Origin of the sequence: Streptomyces sp. NPDC048352 (assembly GCF_040651895.1) — a bacterium.
In the GTDB taxonomy this organism is placed as follows: domain Bacteria; phylum Actinomycetota; class Actinomycetes; order Streptomycetales; family Streptomycetaceae; genus Streptomyces.
Genome location: NZ_JBEZKZ010000110.1, coordinates 1 through 17,341, shown reverse-complemented (window position 1 = coordinate 17,341; position 17,341 = coordinate 1). Strand labels below are relative to the sequence as shown.

Below are 17,341 nucleotides of genomic sequence, written 5' to 3'. Positions count from 1 at the left end.
ACGCGGCGCCGGGGCGGCATGGAACAGCTCGCGCAGGGCGGTGGAGCGCTCCTCGGCCACGTACGCGACGGCGGCGGTGAAGAACCCCGCCGCACGGACGTCCTCGACGCCGGGGCGCCCGGGTCCCGCTGCCCGCAGCTGCCGGCGATCGGGCCGGGCGGGCCGGCCGGCTCGGAGGACTGCCTGTACCTGAACGTCACCGCCCCGGCGGGGCGGGGACGGGGGCGGCCGGTGATGGTGTGGTTCCACGGCGGCGGCTTCCGCTTCGGCTCCGGCGACGCGTACCGGCCGCAGCCGCTCGCGGTGCGGGGTGACGCGGTCGTGGTCACCGTCAACTACCGGCTCGGGATCCTCGGCTTCTTCGGGCATCCGGAGCTGGGCGGGGCCCCGGACTTCGGGCTCGCCGACCAGCAGGCGGCGCTGCGCTGGGTTCGGGCCAACGCGGCCGGCTTCGGCGGCGACCCGGAGCGGGTCACCGTCTTCGGGGCGTCGGCGGGCGCGCTGAGCGTCTGCGCGCACCTGGTGTCCCCCGGCTCGGCCGGCCTCTTCCGGCGGGCGATCGTCCAGAGCGGCTCCTGCTCGACCACGATGCCGCCGTACGCGCTGCTGCCGACGGTCGGGACGTACGAGCCCTTCGTGCCCGAGGAGCGCACGGTCTCGGCCGGTGTGGCGGCGGCGGCCTCCCTCGGCTGCGGCGGCCGGCCCGCGGGCCGGGTGCTCGACTGCCTCCGGGCCCTGGACACCGGCCGGCTGCTGACGGCCGAGCTGATGGAGCGGTTCTCGGGGGTGGCGTACGGCAACGCCCTGCTGCCGGCCGAGCCGCGCCGGGCGCTGGAGTCGGGGCGCTTCCACCGGGTACCGGTCGTGCAGGGCAGCAACCTCGACGAGATGCGGCTGTTCGTCGCGCAGACCCTGGCGGCGTATCCGGTGGGCGACGGCGAGGGCTACCGGCTGCGGCTGCGGACCTCCTTCGGCCCGGCGGCCCCGGCCGTGGAGGCCGCCTACCCGCAGGCGGCCTTCCCCACGGCCGCGCTGGCCTGGGCCGCGCTGCTGACCGACGCCTCCTTCACCTGTCCCACGCTGCGGGACAGCCGTACGCTGGCCCGGCACGTGCCCACGTACGCGTACCTGTTCAGCGACACCGGAGCACCCGACTTCACCGGTCTGCCCGCGCCGGCCGGCTTCCCGTACGGCGCGACGCACGGCTTCGAACTGCCGTACCTGTTCACGACGGTCGCGCTGACGCCGCCGCAGCGGGCGCTGTCCGGGCGGATGGCCGGCTACTGGACGCGCTTCGCCCGTACCGGTTCGCCGAACGCGCCGGGCTCACCGGCCTGGCCCCGGTTCGGGGGGCCCGCCCCGTCCGTGCTGAGCCTGGCGCCGGGCAGGGGCGGGATCCGGCCGGTCGACGCGGCGTCCGCGCACCACTGCGCCCTCTGGGACGCCCTGCCGTTCCCGACACCGCCCGAGAGGGGGCGGCCTCGTGTCCACCGCCGATGACCGCCGGCGGTGATGCGCGCGTTCTGGCGTTACGCGGCCTCGGTCTGAGGCAGGTGCGGGCGGGGCGCCGGGGGCTCAGAGCCGGACGTCCCAGGTGGCGGTGGAGGTCAGGGCCCGGGCGATCTCGGGGTCGCGGACCGAGGGGGTGCGGTCCTCGGCGGTCACCGACAGCTTGTGGGTGCGCAGGTCGAGCAGCCACAGCTCGGCCACCCGGACTTCGCTGCGGCCCGCGAACCGCTTCAGTTCGCGCCCGTCGAGGTACCAGCGGACCTCCGGCCGGCGGCCGTCGCTCCCGTACAGGCGGGGGACGGCGGCCTTGGCGGTGTGCCGCAGCCGCAGGGTGCGGTCGGTCGGGGTGAGCGGGGTGACCAGGCGGGCGTGCCGGTGGAAGCCGGCGATCATGGCCTCGACGCCGGGGAGGTTGAAGGGTTTGCCCAGGACCCGCATGAGGGAGTTGTCGGTGGGCCGGTAGAGGCCGGTGACGTAGTAGCCGCCGCCCTCGTACGCGCCGACGGTCCCGCCGTCCGGGGAGGCCTCCCCGAGCCAGCGGTGCCATTTGGCGTGCTGCGCCGCCATCCGGGAGGCGTCCAGGGTGGAGGAGTTGGGGTCGGCCGGTTCGGGGCCGGTGTACTTCTCGTAGTCGGGGACGCCCGGGTAGAAGTACTCGTCGGCGAGCTTGCCGAGGGAGTGGCCGGTCTCGTGGATGGCGACCTGACCGGACTTGGGGTGGCCGGCGGAGGCGGTGGAGATGCCCTCGTAGCCGAGGGTGGCGCTGGGCTCGTTGTATCCGGCGCCGCCGTACTTGGTGCTGTTGGCCAGGACGACGACCAGGTCGGCCTCGGGCGCCTTGGCAACGTAGGCGTCGACCTTGGGCTGGTCCACGCAGAGCAGCCGTTCGATGGACTCGCACCAGAAGTACGAGCCGAGCGCGGTGTCCCGGACGGTGTCGGGGCCGGGGTCGCCGGAGACCCCCGACTGGGCGGAGACGGCGTCCACGGTCCAGACGTTGAAGAGGTCACGGTAGGTGGTGTACGGCTCGACGGCGGTGACCTCGGCCCATTTGGCGCGGGCGTCGTCGTGGAAGCGGTCCAGCTCGCCGGCGGTGTAGCCGTCGCCGATGACGACGACGTCCAGCCGGTCCGATGCGGGGCCGTTGTCGATCACCTTGGTGACCCGGCCGTCGGCGGCGCGCGCTGCCTCGGAGAGGCGGGGCGCGGCCTTCGCCCGCCCGGCGGCGGGTACCAGGGTGTGGCCGGATCCGGCGTCGCCACCGTGTTCCGGCCCGGGTATCTCGACCTTCACGCCGGCCGGCCGGGGCGGGTCGGCGGCTGCGGCGGGCGCGGTGGCGGCGGCCAGCAGCGCGGCGCTCGCGCAGGCCGCCGCGAGGGCCGTGCGCAGTGCGGGACGGGCGGTTCGCCTCATGAAGTCCTCCGTGGGGGGCGGGAGTCGGGCGAGGAGACGGGCGGACGGTTAAGCGGATGGTTAAGTCCGCTGAACCGGCTGCTTAAACTAGGCGGCGGACGAGGCGCTGCGCAATGCCCGACTCCCGTTCCATACTGAGGAGTTGCAGGTCCCGGGGTCACAACAGGGGGAGTTCATGGACGAACCGGCCGAGATCGGCCGCAGGGTGCAGCGGCTGCGCGCGGAACGCGGACTCACTCAACGGCAGTTGGCGGAGCCGTCGTACACCCCGGCGTACGTGTCCACCCTGGAGGCGGGCAAGGTGCGCCCCTCGGAGACCGCGCTGCGCTTCCTCGCGGAACGGCTCGGCACCTCGTACGAGGAGCTCGCCACGGGGCGGCCGGCCCGGCTGGCCGCCGAGCTGCGGCTCGCCCTGACCGACGCCCAGCGCACCCTGGCCACGGGCCCGGCGGAGGAGGCCGCGGCAGAGTTCCGGCGGCTGCTGGCCGAGGCGGAGCGACTGGACCTGGCCGACGAGCGGGCCGAGGCGCTGCTCGGACTCGGCGACTGCGCCCTGGAGGCCGGCGAACTGGCCGGGGCCGCCCGGCACTTCGAGGCGGCGGAGCTCCTGCTGGCGGACGAGCCGCTGCCGCGCCGGGCCCGGCCGATCCGGGGCCGGGCCGTCGCCCACCTGCTGGCCGGGGAGCTGCGGTACGCCTGCTACCTGCTGGAGTCGGCGATCGACGCGCTGAACGCGGGCGGGCTCGGGGATCCGGAGGCGCTGGTGCTGCTGTACTCGGCGGTCATCGGCCCGTACATCGACATGGGCGCCCACGCCCGCGCGGCCCATGCCGCGGAGCTGGCGCTGGCGCTGGCTCCGCAGGTCGGGGATCCGGCGCTGGTGGCGGGGATGCACCGGCAGGTCGCGCGGACCTTCCTCACCGAGGGCCGCGTCGCCGACGCCGACGCCTCGCTGGCCAAGGCCCAGGCGGTCTACCGCCAGCTGCGGCTGCGGACCGATCTGGCGCACTGCCACTGGATGCGCGGCTACGTCCAGGCGCAGCACGGGGAACTGGCGGCGGCGGAGCGGGAGCTGCGGATCGCCCGGGAGATGCTGACGGAGCGGCGGGCGGCGCTGTACACGGCGCAGGTGGAGGTGGAGCTGGCCGACGTGCTGCGCCGCCTGGGCCGGTACGAGGAGGCGGCCGAGCTGGTTTCGGGACTGTTGGAGGAGGGTGCGGGTCCGGGGGCGGTGCACGCGGGAGGCGCACACCGGCTGCTGGGGCTGATCGCGCAGGAGCGCGGGGACGCGGAGGCCGCCGAGGAGCACTACGTACGGGCGCTGGCCCTGCTGGAGCGCAGCGGGGCGGGCGGGGACCTGGCGGACGTGTGCCGGCTGCTGGGCGACCTGCTGCGCCGGGCGGGGCGTACGGAGGCGGCGATGGACGCCTACCGCACCGGCCTCGGCCACCGGGCGGCACCGGGCACGACCACCCTGGGTCCGGCCCCGGCCGCCCCGGCGTACCCGGCACCGCTCCCGGCGCCGCGCTGAGGCGGCTGCGGGAGCGGTGCGGGCGGGCCGTGCGGACGGGCGGTCAGTGGTTCTCGGTGGGCTGGAGGTCCCGCGGGATCAGGGCCCAGGTCGTGGCCGCGGCGGCGACGGCCAGGGCCGCGGCCATCAGGAACGCCGGGGTGATCGCCAGGGTGTAGGCGTGCGAGGCGGTCTCCAGGAGGGCCTGGCCGACGGTGCCGCCGAGCCGCTCGGCGGTGTGCGCCGCCTCGCCGACCGAGTCCCGTACGGCGCCCGCGGCGGGGCCGTCGAGGTCGAGCACCGGCAGGTTGCCCCGGTAGAGGGCGGCGGCGGTGCTGCCGAGGACGGCGACGCCCATCGCGGAGCCCAGTTCGTAGCAGGTCTCCTCGATGGCGGCCGCGCTGGAGACCTGGTCGGCCGGCGCGGCGGAGACCAGGGTCACCGAGGCCACCGTGGTCGCGATGCCGGCGCCGAGCCCCATGACGGTGAGTCCGGCCGCGAAGGCCGGGTAGCCGGGCTCGGTGAACTGCTGGACGGTCCAGGGCGTCGCCATTCCGGCGGCCAGGACGACGAGTCCGGCGCCCAGCACGTGCCGGATCGGATAGCGGGCCATCAGTGCGGGCGCCACCATCGAGGCGCAGATCAGCGCCAGCGGCGCGGGCAGCAGGCGGATGCCGGCCTCCAGCGGGGTGTAGCCCTGGCCGTACTGGAACCACTGGGTGACGAGGAAGAGGACGGCGCCCATGCCCACCATCGGCAGGAAGATCGCGGTGGCCGCGACGCTGAAGGCGGGCTTGGTGAACAGCCGTACCTGGAGCAGCGGCTCGTCCACGCGCAGCTGGCGGCGGACGAAGACGGTGAGCGCGAGGGCGGCGAGGGCGAGCAGGGCCCAGGGCAGCGGATCCGCGATGCCGCTCTTGCCGAGCTGCTTGATGCCGCCGGCGAGGGCGAGCATGCCGGTGACCGACTGGCCGACGCCCCACCAGTCCCAGCGGCCGGTGCCGCGCGGAGCGCGCGATTCGGGCAGGTAGCGCAGGCCCGCCGCGACGATCAGGGCGGCGACGGGGAGGTTGAGCAGGAAGGCGGAGTGCCAGCCGTGGTCCTGGACGAGGAGGCCGCCGATGACGGGTCCGAAGGCCATGCCGCCGCCGAACACGGCGGCCCAGACGGCGAGGGCGAAGGCGCGTTCCCCGGCGTCGGTGAAGACGCTGCGCAGGATCGACAGGGTGGACGGCATGATGGCCGCGCCGCCCACGCCGAGCAGGGCGCGGGCCGCGATGACGTGCCAGGCCTCGGTGGAGAAGACGGCGATCAGCGAGGCGGCGGAGAAGATGCCGAAGCCGGCCATGAGCAGCCGCTTGCGGCCCCAGCGGTCGCCGAGGGCTCCGGCGGTGACCAGGAGCCCGGACAGGGCGAGGGCGTAGACGTCGATGATCCACAGCTGCTGTACGGCGCCGGGCTGGAGGTCGGCGACGAGCGAGGGGAACGCCACGTTCAGGATCGTGGTGTCCATGGAGATGAGCAGGAGGCTGCCGGAGAGGATCGCGAGGACGATCCAGCGCCGCGGGTCCTGCGTGGGGGTGTGCATGGGGTTCCGTTCGGGGTCGTGCACGGGAGGGAGCCGCCCGGGGCGGCGGATCAGGCTTCGGGGCCGGGGGGCGGCCAGGGGGGCCGCGCTCCCCCGAGGAAGGACGTCCGGACGAGGTGTCCGATCCGGCGGGGGGCCAGGTGGCCGTCGCGCACGCCTTCGGCGGCGGCGTCGAGCAGGCCCCAGAGCGAGTACCAGATCCAGTACGGCGGAAGGTCGGCGCGCAGCCGGCCCAGCCGCTGGCCGAGGGCGAGGAAGCGCAGGGCCCGCTGGTCCTGGTGCACCAGCCCGGCCTTGAAGTCGGGGTCGGCGAGGACGGTGGCGTCGCGCGAGGTGAACCCGTACAGGTGGGCGGCGGGCAGCAGGGCCACGACCAGCTCCTCCAGCGCGGCGTCGAAGGCCGCCGCGTCGGCGGTGGCCCCGGGCAGGTCGGCGGGGGCCAGGCAGCCGTCGACGACGTGGATGGCCCGGACGGCCACGGCTTTGAGCAGGGCCTCGCGGGTGGCGTAGCGGCGGCTCAGGGTGGCCCGGCTCGTGCCGATGCGAGCGGCGATCTGGACCATCGAGGCGCTGTGGTCGCCCGCGAGGACGCGCGCCGCGGCGTCGAGCAGTTCTTCTTCGGGCACCATGATGAGCCTCCTTCGCCTCGAATGATACAGAGCTGTCTCACTCGATGCAAAGATGACTCATGAACGGGGTCTGCTTGGGTCTGCTTGGGCCTGCTTGGGGTGCGCCGATTCAGGGCTCCTGACGACGCCCGCGTTGCGGCGCGCACCTCCCGCGGCACGGGCGGGTTTCGCGGCGCCGCCGCAGGGCACAAGCCCACTGCCGCCCCGCGCATTCGCGGGGCGGACCAGTTCTACGGGCGCCGCTGACCGGCCTGCCGGCCCTCAGTCCTCGCCCTGGGTGCGGGCGCGGGCGCCCGAGCGGGTACGGCCCGCGGTGGGGGCCCGTTCCGGGTGCCGGCGCACGTACTCGTCCTCCAGCTCCTTGAGCCGCTGGGTGTGCGTGGCCAGCGCGTCGTCCGAGCCGTGCAGCAGGGTTTCGTGGCGCGTGCGGTGGATGGTCTCCAGCTCCCTCAGCAGCCGGCCGTCCTCCAGTTCCCGCGCCGCCGGTCCGGCGGCGTGCTCTGCCATGGCAACCACCTCCACGTCCTACGGTAAGCGGGCCGGGGACGGTCAGCCGTCCGGGCGGGGACTCGGCCCCTCCCGCGGCCCCTCCCCCGCCTCCCGCCGCGGCGGATCCGGCGCGTCGTCGGCCCCGTCGGCGTGGGCGCGCAGGGCGCAGCGCACCGACCAGACCACCGAGACCAGGGGCACCGCGACCACCGCCCCGACCACCCCGGCCGCGATGGCCCCGGCGATCACCGAGACCGCCACCACGAGCGGGTGCAGCCGCACCGCCCAGCTCATCACCAGCGGATGCAGCAGGTGCCCCTCGATCTGGCCGATCACCACGATCAGCGCGATGACCACGCCCGCGATCAGCGGCCCCCTCGCCGCCAGCGCGACCACCGCCGCGACGGCGAGCGCGACGGGGGACCCCACCAGGGGGACGAAGGCCGCGAAGAACTCCAGCAGCGCCAGCGGCAGGGCCAGCGGGACCCCGAGGAAGTAGAGCGCCAGCCCCACGAGCACGGCGTTGGTCGCCGCGACCAGCACGATCCCGTGCGTGTACCCGGTGAACGTGCGCCAGGCCGCGCGCCCCGCGACTCCCACCCGCCCGCGGGCCCGCTCGGGCAGCTGGCCGCAGAACCACGCCCACTGCCGGGTGCCGCCGTGCAGGAAGAAGACCGAGGAGAACACCGCGAGGGCCAGCACGGTGAGGACCTGCACCACGTGGCCGGCCCCGCTGACGGCCGTGTCCAGCAGGGTCGAGCGGTGCTCCGAGAGGTACGCGCCGGCCTTGGACTGGAGGCCGGAGAGCGCCCCGGGGTGCAGCCGGAAGGGCGGGCCCTCCAGCCACCCCTCGATGCTGGAGAGGCCCTCGCGGAACTCGCGGACCAGGGTGGCGCTCTCCCCCGCCACCGCTTCGCCGACCAGGGCGAGGACGCCCAGCAGCAGGACGATGCTCCCGACGAGGCTGATGGCGACGGCCGCGGAGCGGGGCAGGACGCGGGCCAGGCCGCGGGTGGGCGGTGACAGCAGCGCCGTCACGACGAGGCCGAGGAAGAGCGCCACGCCGATCTCGTGGAAGCGGCCCAGCAGCGAGAAGACGGCATAGACCGCCACGCCGACGACCAGCAGGCGCCAGGCGTGGGCCGCGGCCGTACGCAGGAACGGGGACACCGGCGGCATGACCCATGCGTGCCACCGCCGGCGGCCGCTGCCACGCTCCACGTGCCGTTTTGACCCGTCCGGGGCGGAAAACGCGTTGCCCGGGCGGGTGCGGCGGCGCAGGATGGTCCGCCGTGAGCAGATCCCGCCTGGCCTCCGTCCTGCCCGACCTCGCCCCCTGGCGTTCCAGCCGTGACTTCCGGCTGCTGTTCTTCCAGGGCGCGGTCACCTTCTTCGGCTCCTTCATGGCGATGATCGCCCTGCCGCTCCAGATCAAACACCTGACGGACTCGCCGCTGGCCGTCGGCGCCATGGGTGCGGTGGAGCTGGTCCCGCTGGTGGTCTGCGGGCTGTACGGCGGCGCGCTCGCCGACGCGGTGGACCGGCGGCGGCTGATCCTGCTGACGGAGGCCGGGCTCGGGGTGCTCGCGCTGGTGCTCCTGGTGAACTCGCTGCTGCCGCATCCGCTGCTGTGGCCGCTGTACGTGGTGGCGGCCGGGGTGTCGGCGCTGACGGGCCTCCAGCGTCCGGCGCTGGACTCGCTGATGGCGCGGATCGTGCCGCACGACCAGCTGAGCGCCGCGGCCGCGCTCAACGCGCTGCGCTACCAGTTCGGGGCGATCGCCGGCCCCGCGCTGGCCGGTGTCGTCGTCGCGTACGCCGGCTACCCGTCGGCGTACGCCGTGACCGTGGCGGGGTTCGCCGTGTCGGTGGTGCTGTGCGCGCGGCTCGCTCCGGCGCCGCCGGTCGGGGGCGGGGAGCGGCCCTCGCTGCGGGGCATCGCCGAGGGCGCCCGGTACGCGTGGGGGCGGCCGGTGCTGCTGGGGACGTACGCCGTCGACCTGGCGGCGATGTTCTTCGCGTTCCCCAACGCCATCTTCCCGTTCCTCGCCGACGAGCTGGACGCCGTGTGGGCGCTCGGCCTGATGTACGCGGCGGGAGCGGTGGGCTCACTGGTGCTGGGGCTGACCAGCGGCTGGGTGTCGCGGGTACGGCGGCACGGGCTGCTGGTGGTCTTCGGCGCCGCGGCGTGGGGGCTGGCGATCGCCGCCGCCGGCTGGTTCACCGCCATCTGGCCGGTGCTGCTGTGCCTCGCGGTGGCGGGCGCCGGCGACATGCTGAGCGGGCTGGGCCGGTCCACCATCTGGAACCAGACGATCCCGGAGGAGCTGCGGGGGCGGCTCGCGGGGATCGAGGTGCTCTCGTACAGTGTCGGGCCGCAGCTCGGGCAGGTCCGGGCGGGCACGATGGCCGGCTGGACGGGTACCCGGCCGGCGTTCTGGAGCGGCGGCCTCGCGTGCGTGGCGGCGGTGGCCCTGCTGGCCGCGGCGCTGCCGAAGCTCGTCTCCTACGACGCGGACACCGACGAGGACGCGCTGCGGCGCCGGGCCGCGCGGGAGGCGCAGCCGCAAGGACAGCCGGACCCGGCGGGGGCGGCGGCCTGAGCGGCGGCGGCCCGGCGCCCGAACGGCGGTGTTCGCGGTGCGCGCGGCGGCCGGGGCCGGGAGGGTGACGGCATGGGCGACTGGTGGTACCGCAACATCCTGGAGCCGGGGAAACTCCCGCTGCTCCTGGCGCTGTCGGCGTTCGTGGTGACCTTCGCGGTGACCCGGGTCGTCACCCGGATGATCCGGGCCGGGAAGGGGCCCTTCCGCAATGTCACGCCGGGCGGCCTGCACGTGCACCACTGCGTCCCCGGGGTGATCCTGATGACCGTCGGGGGCTTCACCGCGATCGCGGGCGGCCGAACGGGGTGGGGCTCCTGGGTGGCGGCCGTGCTCTTCGGGATGGGGACGGGGCTGGTCCTGGACGAGTTCGCGCTGATCCTGCACCTGAGCGACGTCTACTGGAGCGAGGAGGGCATGCTCAGCGTCGAGGCCGTGGTCATGACCTCGGCCCTGGCGGGGCTGCTGCTGTGCGGGTTCGTCCCGCTGGGCGTGGACGGGCTGAGCGAGGACCAGCAGGAGAACCGGCTGCTCTTCGGGGCCACCGTGCTGGTCAACCTGCTGCTGGCCGCGGTGGCGCTGCTCAAGGGCAAGCCCAGGCTGGCGATGATCGGGGCGATCGTGCCGCTGATCGCCCTGATCGCGGCGGTCCGGCTGGCCCGGCCGGTCTCGCCGTGGGCCCGCCGCTTCTACGGGCGCCGGCCCCGGACGCGGGCCCGGACCCTGAAGCGGGCGTACCGGCACGACCGGCGCTGGAGCGGGCTGGAGCGCCGGATCGGCCACCTGATCGGCGGCGCGCCCCACCCCTGAACCGCCCCGCCCGCTCAGGCCGGGGCGCCGGCCCCGTCGAGCTCCCACGCGTGGCGCTTGAACTCGCGGCGGAAGTCGGCGTGGTCCTCCCACTGGCGGGCGATGCCGCGCAGCACGTCCCAGTGGTGCTCCACCGACTGGTCGATGACCTTGCGCACCAGCGGTTCGGCCGTCTCCCGCGTCGCGATGAGCCCCTTGACCGCGGAGGCCTCCAGCACGCTGTTGCGCAGCGCGCGCAGGGCCCGGGAGGTGTCGTCCATCGCGAAGCCGCGCTCACTTCCGGTCTCCGCGTCGAACAGCGGCGTCAGCCGCGCCTCGATGAACGCGGTGATCCGCTCGAAGTGCTGCACGTCCATCAGGGTTCTCCCGTTCCCGCCGGGTCGGCGCGGGGCGCGACCCCGCTCATCGATGCTGCTCGCAGGTGTTCAGGTGCAGGATACGAGGAGATCCACACCGGCGGCGACGGGGACCACGGCTGCGCTGTCGGTCCGCTCACGTATTCTTCCCGCCACCGCACACCGACTCGGAGGACCAGAAGAGTTGACCGGCCTGTCTCCCTTCCCGCTGCCCTTTCACGCTTCCCGTTCCATAGCGTTCGCGACGCCCCGGACGCTGCGGGAACTGCAGATGATGCAGTGCAGCGCCCACATCCGGTCGAAGCCGGGGTGGTTCGACAAGATGCACGATGCCGGGGTCGTCGCCCGGTGGACGCGGGAAGCCGTCGCCCAGGGCCTCACCGAAGCGCAGGTCCGCTACGTCCTGGCCGAACTCGCGCACTACGCCGCGCTGCGGGACGGACGGACCGGCGTCGAGGTGTCCGCCGTCGACGGCGTGTGGCAGTCGGACGCACTGGTCGACGACGCGCTCAGGTCCCGGCTGCGCGAGGCGGTCCGGGTCCTGGAAGAGGTCCCCGCATCGGAACAGGACTGGCATCCCGGATCCGACGGCCAGGTACTGGACCTGGTGCATCCGTCGATGTTCTGCCTGGTGCGCGACGTGAGCGGTGCGCCGGAGCGGGCTTGGCAGAACCCGACGGACCGCTACTCGAAGTACGAGTTCTCGGAGAAGTTCCAGTGGCTGCCCACGGACGTCGACGTCAGCGAGGACGGCGGTGTCGCCTTCCGTTCGTACGTCAACAACGTCCACCCGACCGACCATCGCGAGCTGGCCTCCGTCCTGCCGGACGTGTTCGCGCGCCTGCTCCCCCTGCTGGAGAACGTGCTCACCGATCTGCGCCATCCGCGGCCCCTGCGGATCGAGGCCGATCCCTACGGGTGGTACGACTCGGAGCCGGAGCAGCCGGACAGGGCCGCCCACGGCGACGAGAAGGCCTACGCGGAGGCGGTGCGCGCGTGGGAACTGGCCCAGGACGACTGGTGGGAGAACCGCCGTCCGGTCCTCCCGGACGCCCCGGTCTTCACGCCGCCCGAGCTGCCGGACGCGTCCGCCCGCGTCGACCTGCGCGGCCGCCGTCTCCAGGTCATCGTCAAGCTCGCCACCGTGCACCTCACCCCGGACAAGCCGGAGTACCCCGGCGGTTCCTGGCACGTCGAGGGGATGTTGAACGAGCGGATCGTCTCGACCGCCCTCTACTACTGGGACAGCGAGAACATCACCGAAAGCCGGCTGGCCTTCCGGGCGGCACTCGACGACCCGGACTACGAACAGAACGACGACAACGGCGTGCGCGAGGTCTACGGCCTGGAGGACGAGGACGCGCTGAACCAGGTGCTGGGCTCGGCGTCGACCCCGGCAGGCCGCGCTCTGGCGTTCCCGAACGTCCTGCAGCACCGCGTCGGCTCGTTCCGCCTCGCGGACCCGGCCCGCCCGGGACATCGCAAGATCCTCGCGTTCTTCCTGGTCGACCCGTCGGAGACCATCGTCTCGACGTCCGATGTGCCGCCGCAGCAACCGTGGTCGCAGACGTCGACCATGACGCTCGACCAGGCGAAGGAGTACCGCGAACAGCTGATGCGGGAGCGGAAGTTCTTCGTCGACGAGCACAACGAGCAGCTCTACGAGCGGGAGTTCTCCCTCTGCGAGCACTGAACCGGCGGGGTGACGGCCAGGACGGGCGGGGCCGGGGAGGTCCAGCGGTGGCCGCAGGGGTCGAAGGCCAGCACCACCGGTTCGCCCGGGCGCTGGCGCCAGGAGATCCGCTCGGGTGCGGCCGCGCACCGGGGGCAGGCCGGCAGGGGGGAGGAGGCCGGCGGCGAGGCCGGCGGGCCCGGGTCGGTCCGGCACTCGGGCGCCGCGGCGAGTACCGGCGGCGCGGTGTGCGGATCACGCATGGGGGCTCCCTGGTCCGGCGGCTGTGCTCCTGGCACTGTGCCATGCGGGGAGCTCCCGGCGCACCGGCGGATCATCCAGTGTTCTGGCTGGTCAGACGTGCGACAGCCAGGGGGATTCCGGGTCTCTGCGGGCACTTGGTGATCAACCGCTCCTCCGCTCCGGTTCCACCAGGCCCGTCTCGTACGCGGCGATCACGGCCTGCGCGCGATCGCGCACGCCCAGCTTGCCGAAGACCGCGGTGATGTGGTTCTTGACCGTGGAGACGCTGATGTCCAGTTCGGCGGCTATGGCCGCGTTGTCGAGGCCTCCGGCGAGCAGCCGCCAGATCTCCAGCTCGCGCGGGGTGAGCCCGGCGGGGGACGCGGGGGCGGGGCGGGGCGCGCGCGGGGCGGACCGTACGTAGGTCGAGATCAGCCGGGTCAGCAGTCTGGGGGCGACGGCGGCCTCCCCGGCGTGGACGGTGCGGACTGCGGCGGTCAGCTCCTCGGGGGAGACGTCCTTGGGCAGGAAGCCGTAGGCGCCGGCGCGCAGGGCGGCGACCACGTACTCGTCCATGTCGAAGGTGCTCAGCGCGAGGACCCGGGACTCGGGCCGGGCCGCCGCCAGCTGCCCGGTGGCGGCCACCCCGTCCAGGACCGGCATGCGGATGTCCATGACCACCACGTCGGGCCGCAGCCGCCGGGCGAGGGCCACGGCCTCGGCGCCGTCCGCGGCCTCGCCGACGACCTCGATGTCCGGGTCGGGTGCCAGGATGAGGGCCAGGCCGCGCCGTACCAGCGGCTGGTCGTCGGCGATGAGGACGCGGATCATCGGGTGGGTTCCTCTCGGAGCGGGTCGTTCTGGTCGTGGGGGGCGCCCCCGTCGGGCGGCAGGGGGAGGCGGGCCGCGACCCGGAAGCCGCCGTCCGCCCCGGGTGCGGCCTCCAGGGTGCCGCCGTGCAGGGCCACGCGTTCGCGCATGCCGACGAGGCCGTGGCCCCCGCGCCGGGAGGGGGCACGGCGGCCGGCGCCGTCGCGGGGGCCCTCGTCGCAGACCTCCACGGCGACCTCGTCCGGGCGGTACGTCAGCCGTACCCGGGCGGGGGCGTTCCCGGCGTGCTTGCGGGTGTTGGTCAGGGCCTCCTGCACGACGCGGAACACGGTCAGGCCGACGGTGGGCGGCAGCGGGCGGGCCGGGCCGCTCACGCTGAACTCCGTGTCCATCCCGGCGAGGCGGGACTCCGTGATGATCCGCTCCAGGTCCCCGGCACCGGGCTGCGGGGCCGGCGGCGCGGTCTCCGGCTCCTCCCCGGCCCGCAGGACGTCGAGCAGCTGCCGCATCTCGGTGAGGGCCAGCCGGCCGGAGTCCTCCAGGGTCACCAGCGCCTCGCGGGCCGCCCCGGGGTCGTGGGCGAGGTTGGCCCGGGCACCGCCGGCCATGAGCTGCATGGTGGTGATGTGGTGGGCGACGATGTCGTGCAGCTCCCGCGCGATGCGGCGGCGTTCCTCGGCCACCGCCCGTTCGGCGATCAGGATCCGCTTGGCCTCGGTCTCCTGCTGCCAGCGCCTGGCCAGGAGGCCGGTGGTGAGGACGAGGAGGGTGGCGCCCGTGTTGGCGAGCAGGCCGAAGCCGTCGCCGAAGGGCAGGCCGCCCTGTCCGAGGCTGACCAGGGGCGCCGTGGCGAGGGCGGCGAGGACCATCGCGACGGGCCGGCAGGCCACGGCGACCGAGTACAGGGCGACGGCAGGGGTCAGGCCGAAGTGCGGGGACACGGAGGCGGTCAGGTTCACCACCGCGCCCAGGACCAGGACCGCCGCGAGCGTCACCAGCGGGTGACGGCGCCGGGCCAGCAGGGCCATCGCCGAGGCCACCACGCAGAACGCCGCCGTGACTTCGAGGGACACGCCCTCGAACTGGGTCTCGAAGGCGAAGCCCGTGAGGTCCACGGCCGCCGCGCCGACCGCCACCAGTGCGTCGTTGCGCGTCCACGTCAGCCTCTCGGCCTGCGTGCCCATCGTCCGGTCCCTCCTTCACGGACCGCCCCGGGGCCGCCCTCCCGGGATCCATTCTCACACCGGTCCCGGGCCGGGACAGCGGCCGCGGGGACCGGTCCCGACCAGGACCAGGGTCCTGGTCGGGGCCGGATCCCGGACCGTGGTCCCGAGGGCGTTCTCCTCCTCCACCAGGACGTTTTCCCGTCCGGCCGCTGATGGTCTGGTAACCGGCCGGGCACTCCGGCCGGTCCGCCACCGACGACACCGGAGGAGAACAGTGATCCGCGCCCTGACGGGATGCTCGACGAGAAACGCATGGAAGGTGATCGCCCTCTGGGCGGTGCTGGGCATCGGGCTGGCGATCCTGGGCCAGGTGTTCGTCTTCCGCGCCACCCAGCCCGGCAACGACGGCTTCCTGCCCGCCTCCTACGATTCGGCGGCCGCGCTGCGGATCTCCGAGGAGCATTTCGGCGCCCGGTCGGACTCCGACCCGCTGACGGTCCTGGTGGCCCGTACGGACGGTGCGGCGCTCGCCGCGCCCGACGAGCGCAGGATCGAGGAGGTGGCGCAGCGGCTGGCCCACAAGGAGGTCGTCATGCCCAGGACGGAGGAGGACCCGCCGTTCACGCAGGACCACTCCCAGGTCCCGCGGATCGGCGCGGGGACGACGGCCCCCGACCGGTCCTTCCGGCTGCTGTCCGTGCAGCTGGAAGGCAACCCGGAGGACCCCGGGGTGCAGAGCACGTACAAGGCGTTCCGCGAGGACGCCCGGGCCGCGTTCGGGGAGGCCGGCCTGCGGACGGGGTTCACGGGCGGGCTGGCCGCCACGGTGGACACAGCCGACGCCGAGAAGACCCGGTCGACGGTGGTCGGCGCGGTGGTCCTGGGGCTGATCGTGTTGCTCCACGTCCTGGTGTTCCGCAGCGTGTTCGCCGCGCTGCTGCCCCTGCTCGCGGTGACCATCGTGGGCGGCGCGGCCGTCGGCGCGGTGGTCCTGGGCTCGATGGCGAGCGGGATCCGGCTGGCACCCTCCACTCCCGGGCTGATCAACGTGGTGCTCATGGGCATCGGCATCGACTACTTCCTCTTCCTGCTGTTCCGCTTCCGCGAGCAGCTGCGGAGCCGGCCCGGGCAGAGCGGGCGCGCGGCGGCCGCCGAGGTCGCGGGCCGGGTGGGCACGGCCGTCACCTCGGCGGCCCTGACGATCGTCGCCGCGTTCGCCACGCTCGGCATCGCCTCCTTCGGCCAGTTCCGGGTGCTGGGCCCGGCCATCGCGGTGTCGGTGCTGGTGATGCTGCTGGGCAGCCTCACCCTGATGCCGGCGCTGCTGGCCGTGACCGGCCGGAAGATGTTCTGGCCCTCGCGCGCCCTGGACCGCGCACCCAGCGAGGGGGTCGCGGGCCGGCTCGGCCGGCTGACGGCGCGGCGCCCGGTGGCGCTGGTCCTCGCGTCGGTGGTGCTGCTCGGCGCACTGACGGCGGGCCTGGCCGGCATCCGCATGGACTACGGCCAGTCCGGCGCGGGCGGTGAGCGGACCGCCGCCGTGGAGACGGCCGAGGAGATCTCCCGCGCCCTGCCCGCCGGGGTCTCGGACCCGACGAGCGTGCTCGTCGCCGCCACGGACGGCGCTCCGCTCCGCGCGGAGCGCGTGGCCGGGCTGGCCGGGGCGCTGGCCCGGGTTCCGGGCGTGGGGCAGGTCGCTCCGACCGTTCTGAGCCAGGACGGGAAGGCGGCCAGGATCGACCTGCTGCTGGCCGTCGAGTCGGGCGGGCAGCAGGCCCGCGACCTGGTCTCCGGCCCGGTCCGGGAGACGGTGCGGAAGAACCTGCCGGCGGGGACCGAGGCCCATGTCGGGGGTACCGCTTCGGTGTTCGCGGACATCGCGATGGCCGTCGACAAGGACCTGAAGGTCATCTTCCCGGTGGCGGCGGTGCTGATCGCCGTGATCCTGCTGGTGCTGCTGCGGAGCGTGCTCGCGCCGGTGGTGCTGATGCTGGCGGTGGGACTCGGCTTCGCGGCGACGCTGGGGGCGTCGGCCCTGGTCTTCCAGCACGGGCTGGGGCGGCCGGGCGTGGACTTCACGCTCCCGCTGGTGCTGTTCCTGTTCGTGGTGGCGCTCGGTACCGACTACAACATCCTGATCGCCGACCGGGTGCGGGAGGAGATGGAACGGCCCGGACCGGCCCGGGAGGCGGTGGCCCGCGCCGTACGGCACACGGCGCCCGCCATCGCCACGGCCGGGCTGGTGCTCGCCGCGTCCTTCGGCAGCCTGGCGGTGAGCCCGCACGCCGGGACGCAGCAGACCGGGTTCGCCACGGCGGTCGGGATCCTGCTCTCCGCCCTGCTCCTGTCGGTGGTCCTGGTGCCCTCGCTGGCGGCGCTGCTCCGCCGCTCGCTGTGGTGGCCGCTGCGGCCGCGGGCACGTGACGGGGAGCACCGGACGGCGCCGCCCGCGCAGGCGGAACGGCTGCCGGTCGGCTAGCCGGCCGCGAGCACGGGGGGCGCGGCTGGGACGGTACGTCCCA

General features: G+C 74.5%; 15 protein-coding genes. 6 read left to right on the top strand and 9 right to left on the bottom strand.

Annotation, left to right across the window (positions count from 1 at the left end; all coding sequences use genetic code 11):
* Window positions 1-1,500, top strand: a 1,500-nt coding sequence (locus AB0D45_RS32565) for a carboxylesterase family protein (RefSeq protein ID WP_362465853.1), incomplete at its 5' end; no start/stop codon positions are given.
* Window positions 1,501-1,575: 75 nt separating this feature from the next.
* Here the strand turns inward: AB0D45_RS32565 and AB0D45_RS32560 are convergent.
* The gene (locus AB0D45_RS32560; RefSeq protein WP_362465850.1) at window positions 1,576-2,922 is read right to left on the bottom strand and encodes a M64 family metallopeptidase; all 1,347 of its coding nucleotides are present in this window, start codon (window positions 2,920-2,922) and stop codon (window positions 1,576-1,578) included.
* Window positions 2,923-3,097: 175 nt separating this feature from the next.
* Here AB0D45_RS32560 and AB0D45_RS32555 point away from each other — a divergent pair, with 175 nt between their 5' ends.
* Complete coding sequence (locus AB0D45_RS32555; RefSeq protein ID WP_362465847.1) at window positions 3,098-4,453, top strand: tetratricopeptide repeat protein; 1,356 nt, start codon at window positions 3,098-3,100, stop codon at window positions 4,451-4,453.
* Between the two features lie 43 nt (window positions 4,454-4,496).
* Here the strand turns inward: AB0D45_RS32555 and AB0D45_RS32550 are convergent, their stop codons facing one another.
* From AB0D45_RS32550 to AB0D45_RS32535, 4 genes are all read right to left on the bottom strand, one after another.
* Window positions 4,497-6,020 (bottom strand): MFS transporter, encoded by a 1,524-nt coding sequence (locus AB0D45_RS32550; protein WP_362465845.1) that lies wholly within the window; start codon window positions 6,018-6,020, stop codon window positions 4,497-4,499.
* Window positions 6,021-6,070: 50 nt separating this feature from the next.
* The gene (locus AB0D45_RS32545; protein WP_362465842.1) at window positions 6,071-6,649 is read right to left on the bottom strand and encodes a helix-turn-helix domain-containing protein; all 579 of its coding nucleotides are present in this window, start codon (window positions 6,647-6,649) and stop codon (window positions 6,071-6,073) included.
* A 261-nt stretch (window positions 6,650-6,910) separates the two neighbouring features.
* Window positions 6,911-7,156, bottom strand: a complete 246-nt coding sequence (locus AB0D45_RS32540; RefSeq protein ID WP_361608461.1) for a DUF6158 family protein — start codon at window positions 7,154-7,156, stop codon at window positions 6,911-6,913.
* Between the two features lie 42 nt (window positions 7,157-7,198).
* Complete coding sequence (locus AB0D45_RS32535; RefSeq protein ID WP_362465838.1) at window positions 7,199-8,317, bottom strand: AI-2E family transporter; 1,119 nt, start codon at window positions 8,315-8,317, stop codon at window positions 7,199-7,201.
* Between the two features lie 113 nt (window positions 8,318-8,430).
* On the opposite strand from AB0D45_RS32535, the gene AB0D45_RS32530 reads away from it, so the two are divergent.
* Window positions 8,431-9,741: an MFS transporter gene (locus AB0D45_RS32530; protein WP_362465835.1), complete on the top strand. Its 1,311-nt coding sequence runs from the start codon at window positions 8,431-8,433 to the stop codon at window positions 9,739-9,741.
* 72 nt (window positions 9,742-9,813) lie between these two features.
* Window positions 9,814-10,551 (top strand): hypothetical protein, encoded by a 738-nt coding sequence (locus tag AB0D45_RS32525; protein ID WP_361608467.1) that lies wholly within the window; start codon window positions 9,814-9,816, stop codon window positions 10,549-10,551.
* A 14-nt stretch (window positions 10,552-10,565) separates the two neighbouring features.
* Here the strand turns inward: AB0D45_RS32525 and AB0D45_RS32520 are convergent, their stop codons facing one another.
* Window positions 10,566-10,907 carry a hypothetical protein gene (locus tag AB0D45_RS32520; RefSeq protein WP_361608469.1) on the bottom strand — a complete coding sequence of 114 codons (342 nt, stop codon included), beginning with the start codon at window positions 10,905-10,907 and terminating at the stop codon, window positions 10,566-10,568.
* 184 nt (window positions 10,908-11,091) lie between these two features.
* Between AB0D45_RS32520 and AB0D45_RS32515 the strand changes: the two genes are divergently transcribed.
* Window positions 11,092-12,600, top strand: a complete 1,509-nt coding sequence (locus AB0D45_RS32515; protein ID WP_362465831.1) for a DUF4246 domain-containing protein — start codon at window positions 11,092-11,094, stop codon at window positions 12,598-12,600.
* Here AB0D45_RS32515 and AB0D45_RS32510 read toward each other — a convergent pair.
* From AB0D45_RS32510 to AB0D45_RS32500, 3 genes are all read right to left on the bottom strand, one after another.
* On the bottom strand, window positions 12,567-12,842 hold the full coding sequence (locus AB0D45_RS32510; protein ID WP_362465828.1) for a hypothetical protein: 276 nt from the start codon (window positions 12,840-12,842) through the stop codon (window positions 12,567-12,569). The two genes, AB0D45_RS32515 and AB0D45_RS32510, sit on opposite strands and share 34 nt — an antisense overlap.
* Before the next feature lie 142 nt (window positions 12,843-12,984).
* Window positions 12,985-13,653, bottom strand: a complete 669-nt coding sequence (locus tag AB0D45_RS32505; RefSeq protein WP_362465825.1) for a response regulator transcription factor — start codon at window positions 13,651-13,653, stop codon at window positions 12,985-12,987.
* The gene (locus AB0D45_RS32500; protein ID WP_362465822.1) at window positions 13,650-14,837 is read right to left on the bottom strand and encodes a sensor histidine kinase; all 1,188 of its coding nucleotides are present in this window, start codon (window positions 14,835-14,837) and stop codon (window positions 13,650-13,652) included. The genes AB0D45_RS32505 and AB0D45_RS32500 overlap by 4 nt, the downstream gene beginning before the upstream one ends.
* Before the next feature lie 301 nt (window positions 14,838-15,138).
* Between AB0D45_RS32500 and AB0D45_RS32495 the strand changes: the two genes are divergently transcribed.
* A complete protein-coding gene (locus tag AB0D45_RS32495; protein WP_362465819.1) occupies window positions 15,139-17,298 on the top strand; it encodes an MMPL family transporter in 2,160 nt (719 codons plus the stop codon).
* Window positions 17,299-17,341: the final 43 nt, after the last annotated feature.

What these genes read in the sequence shown, in the direction of transcription:
- AB0D45_RS32560 (WP_362465850.1), bottom strand. Translation starts at nt 2,922, where the DNA reads ATGAGGCGAACCGCCCGTCCCGCACTGCGCACGGCCCTCGCGGCGGCC.
- AB0D45_RS32555 (WP_362465847.1), top strand. Translation starts at nt 3,098, where the DNA reads ATGGACGAACCGGCCGAGATCGGCCGCAGGGTGCAGCGGCTGCGCGCG.
- AB0D45_RS32550 (WP_362465845.1), bottom strand. Translation starts at nt 6,020, where the DNA reads ATGCACACCCCCACGCAGGACCCGCGGCGCTGGATCGTCCTCGCGATC.
- AB0D45_RS32545 (WP_362465842.1), bottom strand. Translation starts at nt 6,649, where the DNA reads ATGGTGCCCGAAGAAGAACTGCTCGACGCCGCGGCGCGCGTCCTCGCG.
- AB0D45_RS32540 (WP_361608461.1), bottom strand. Translation starts at nt 7,156, where the DNA reads ATGGCAGAGCACGCCGCCGGACCGGCGGCGCGGGAACTGGAGGACGGC.
- AB0D45_RS32535 (WP_362465838.1), bottom strand. Translation starts at nt 8,317, where the DNA reads ATGCCGCCGGTGTCCCCGTTCCTGCGTACGGCCGCGGCCCACGCCTGG.
- AB0D45_RS32525 (WP_361608467.1), top strand. Translation starts at nt 9,814, where the DNA reads ATGGGCGACTGGTGGTACCGCAACATCCTGGAGCCGGGGAAACTCCCG.
- AB0D45_RS32520 (WP_361608469.1), bottom strand. Translation starts at nt 10,907, where the DNA reads ATGGACGTGCAGCACTTCGAGCGGATCACCGCGTTCATCGAGGCGCGG.
- AB0D45_RS32510 (WP_362465828.1), bottom strand. Translation starts at nt 12,842, where the DNA reads ATGCGTGATCCGCACACCGCGCCGCCGGTACTCGCCGCGGCGCCCGAG.
- AB0D45_RS32505 (WP_362465825.1), bottom strand. Translation starts at nt 13,653, where the DNA reads ATGATCCGCGTCCTCATCGCCGACGACCAGCCGCTGGTACGGCGCGGC.
- AB0D45_RS32500 (WP_362465822.1), bottom strand. Translation starts at nt 14,837, where the DNA reads ATGGGCACGCAGGCCGAGAGGCTGACGTGGACGCGCAACGACGCACTG.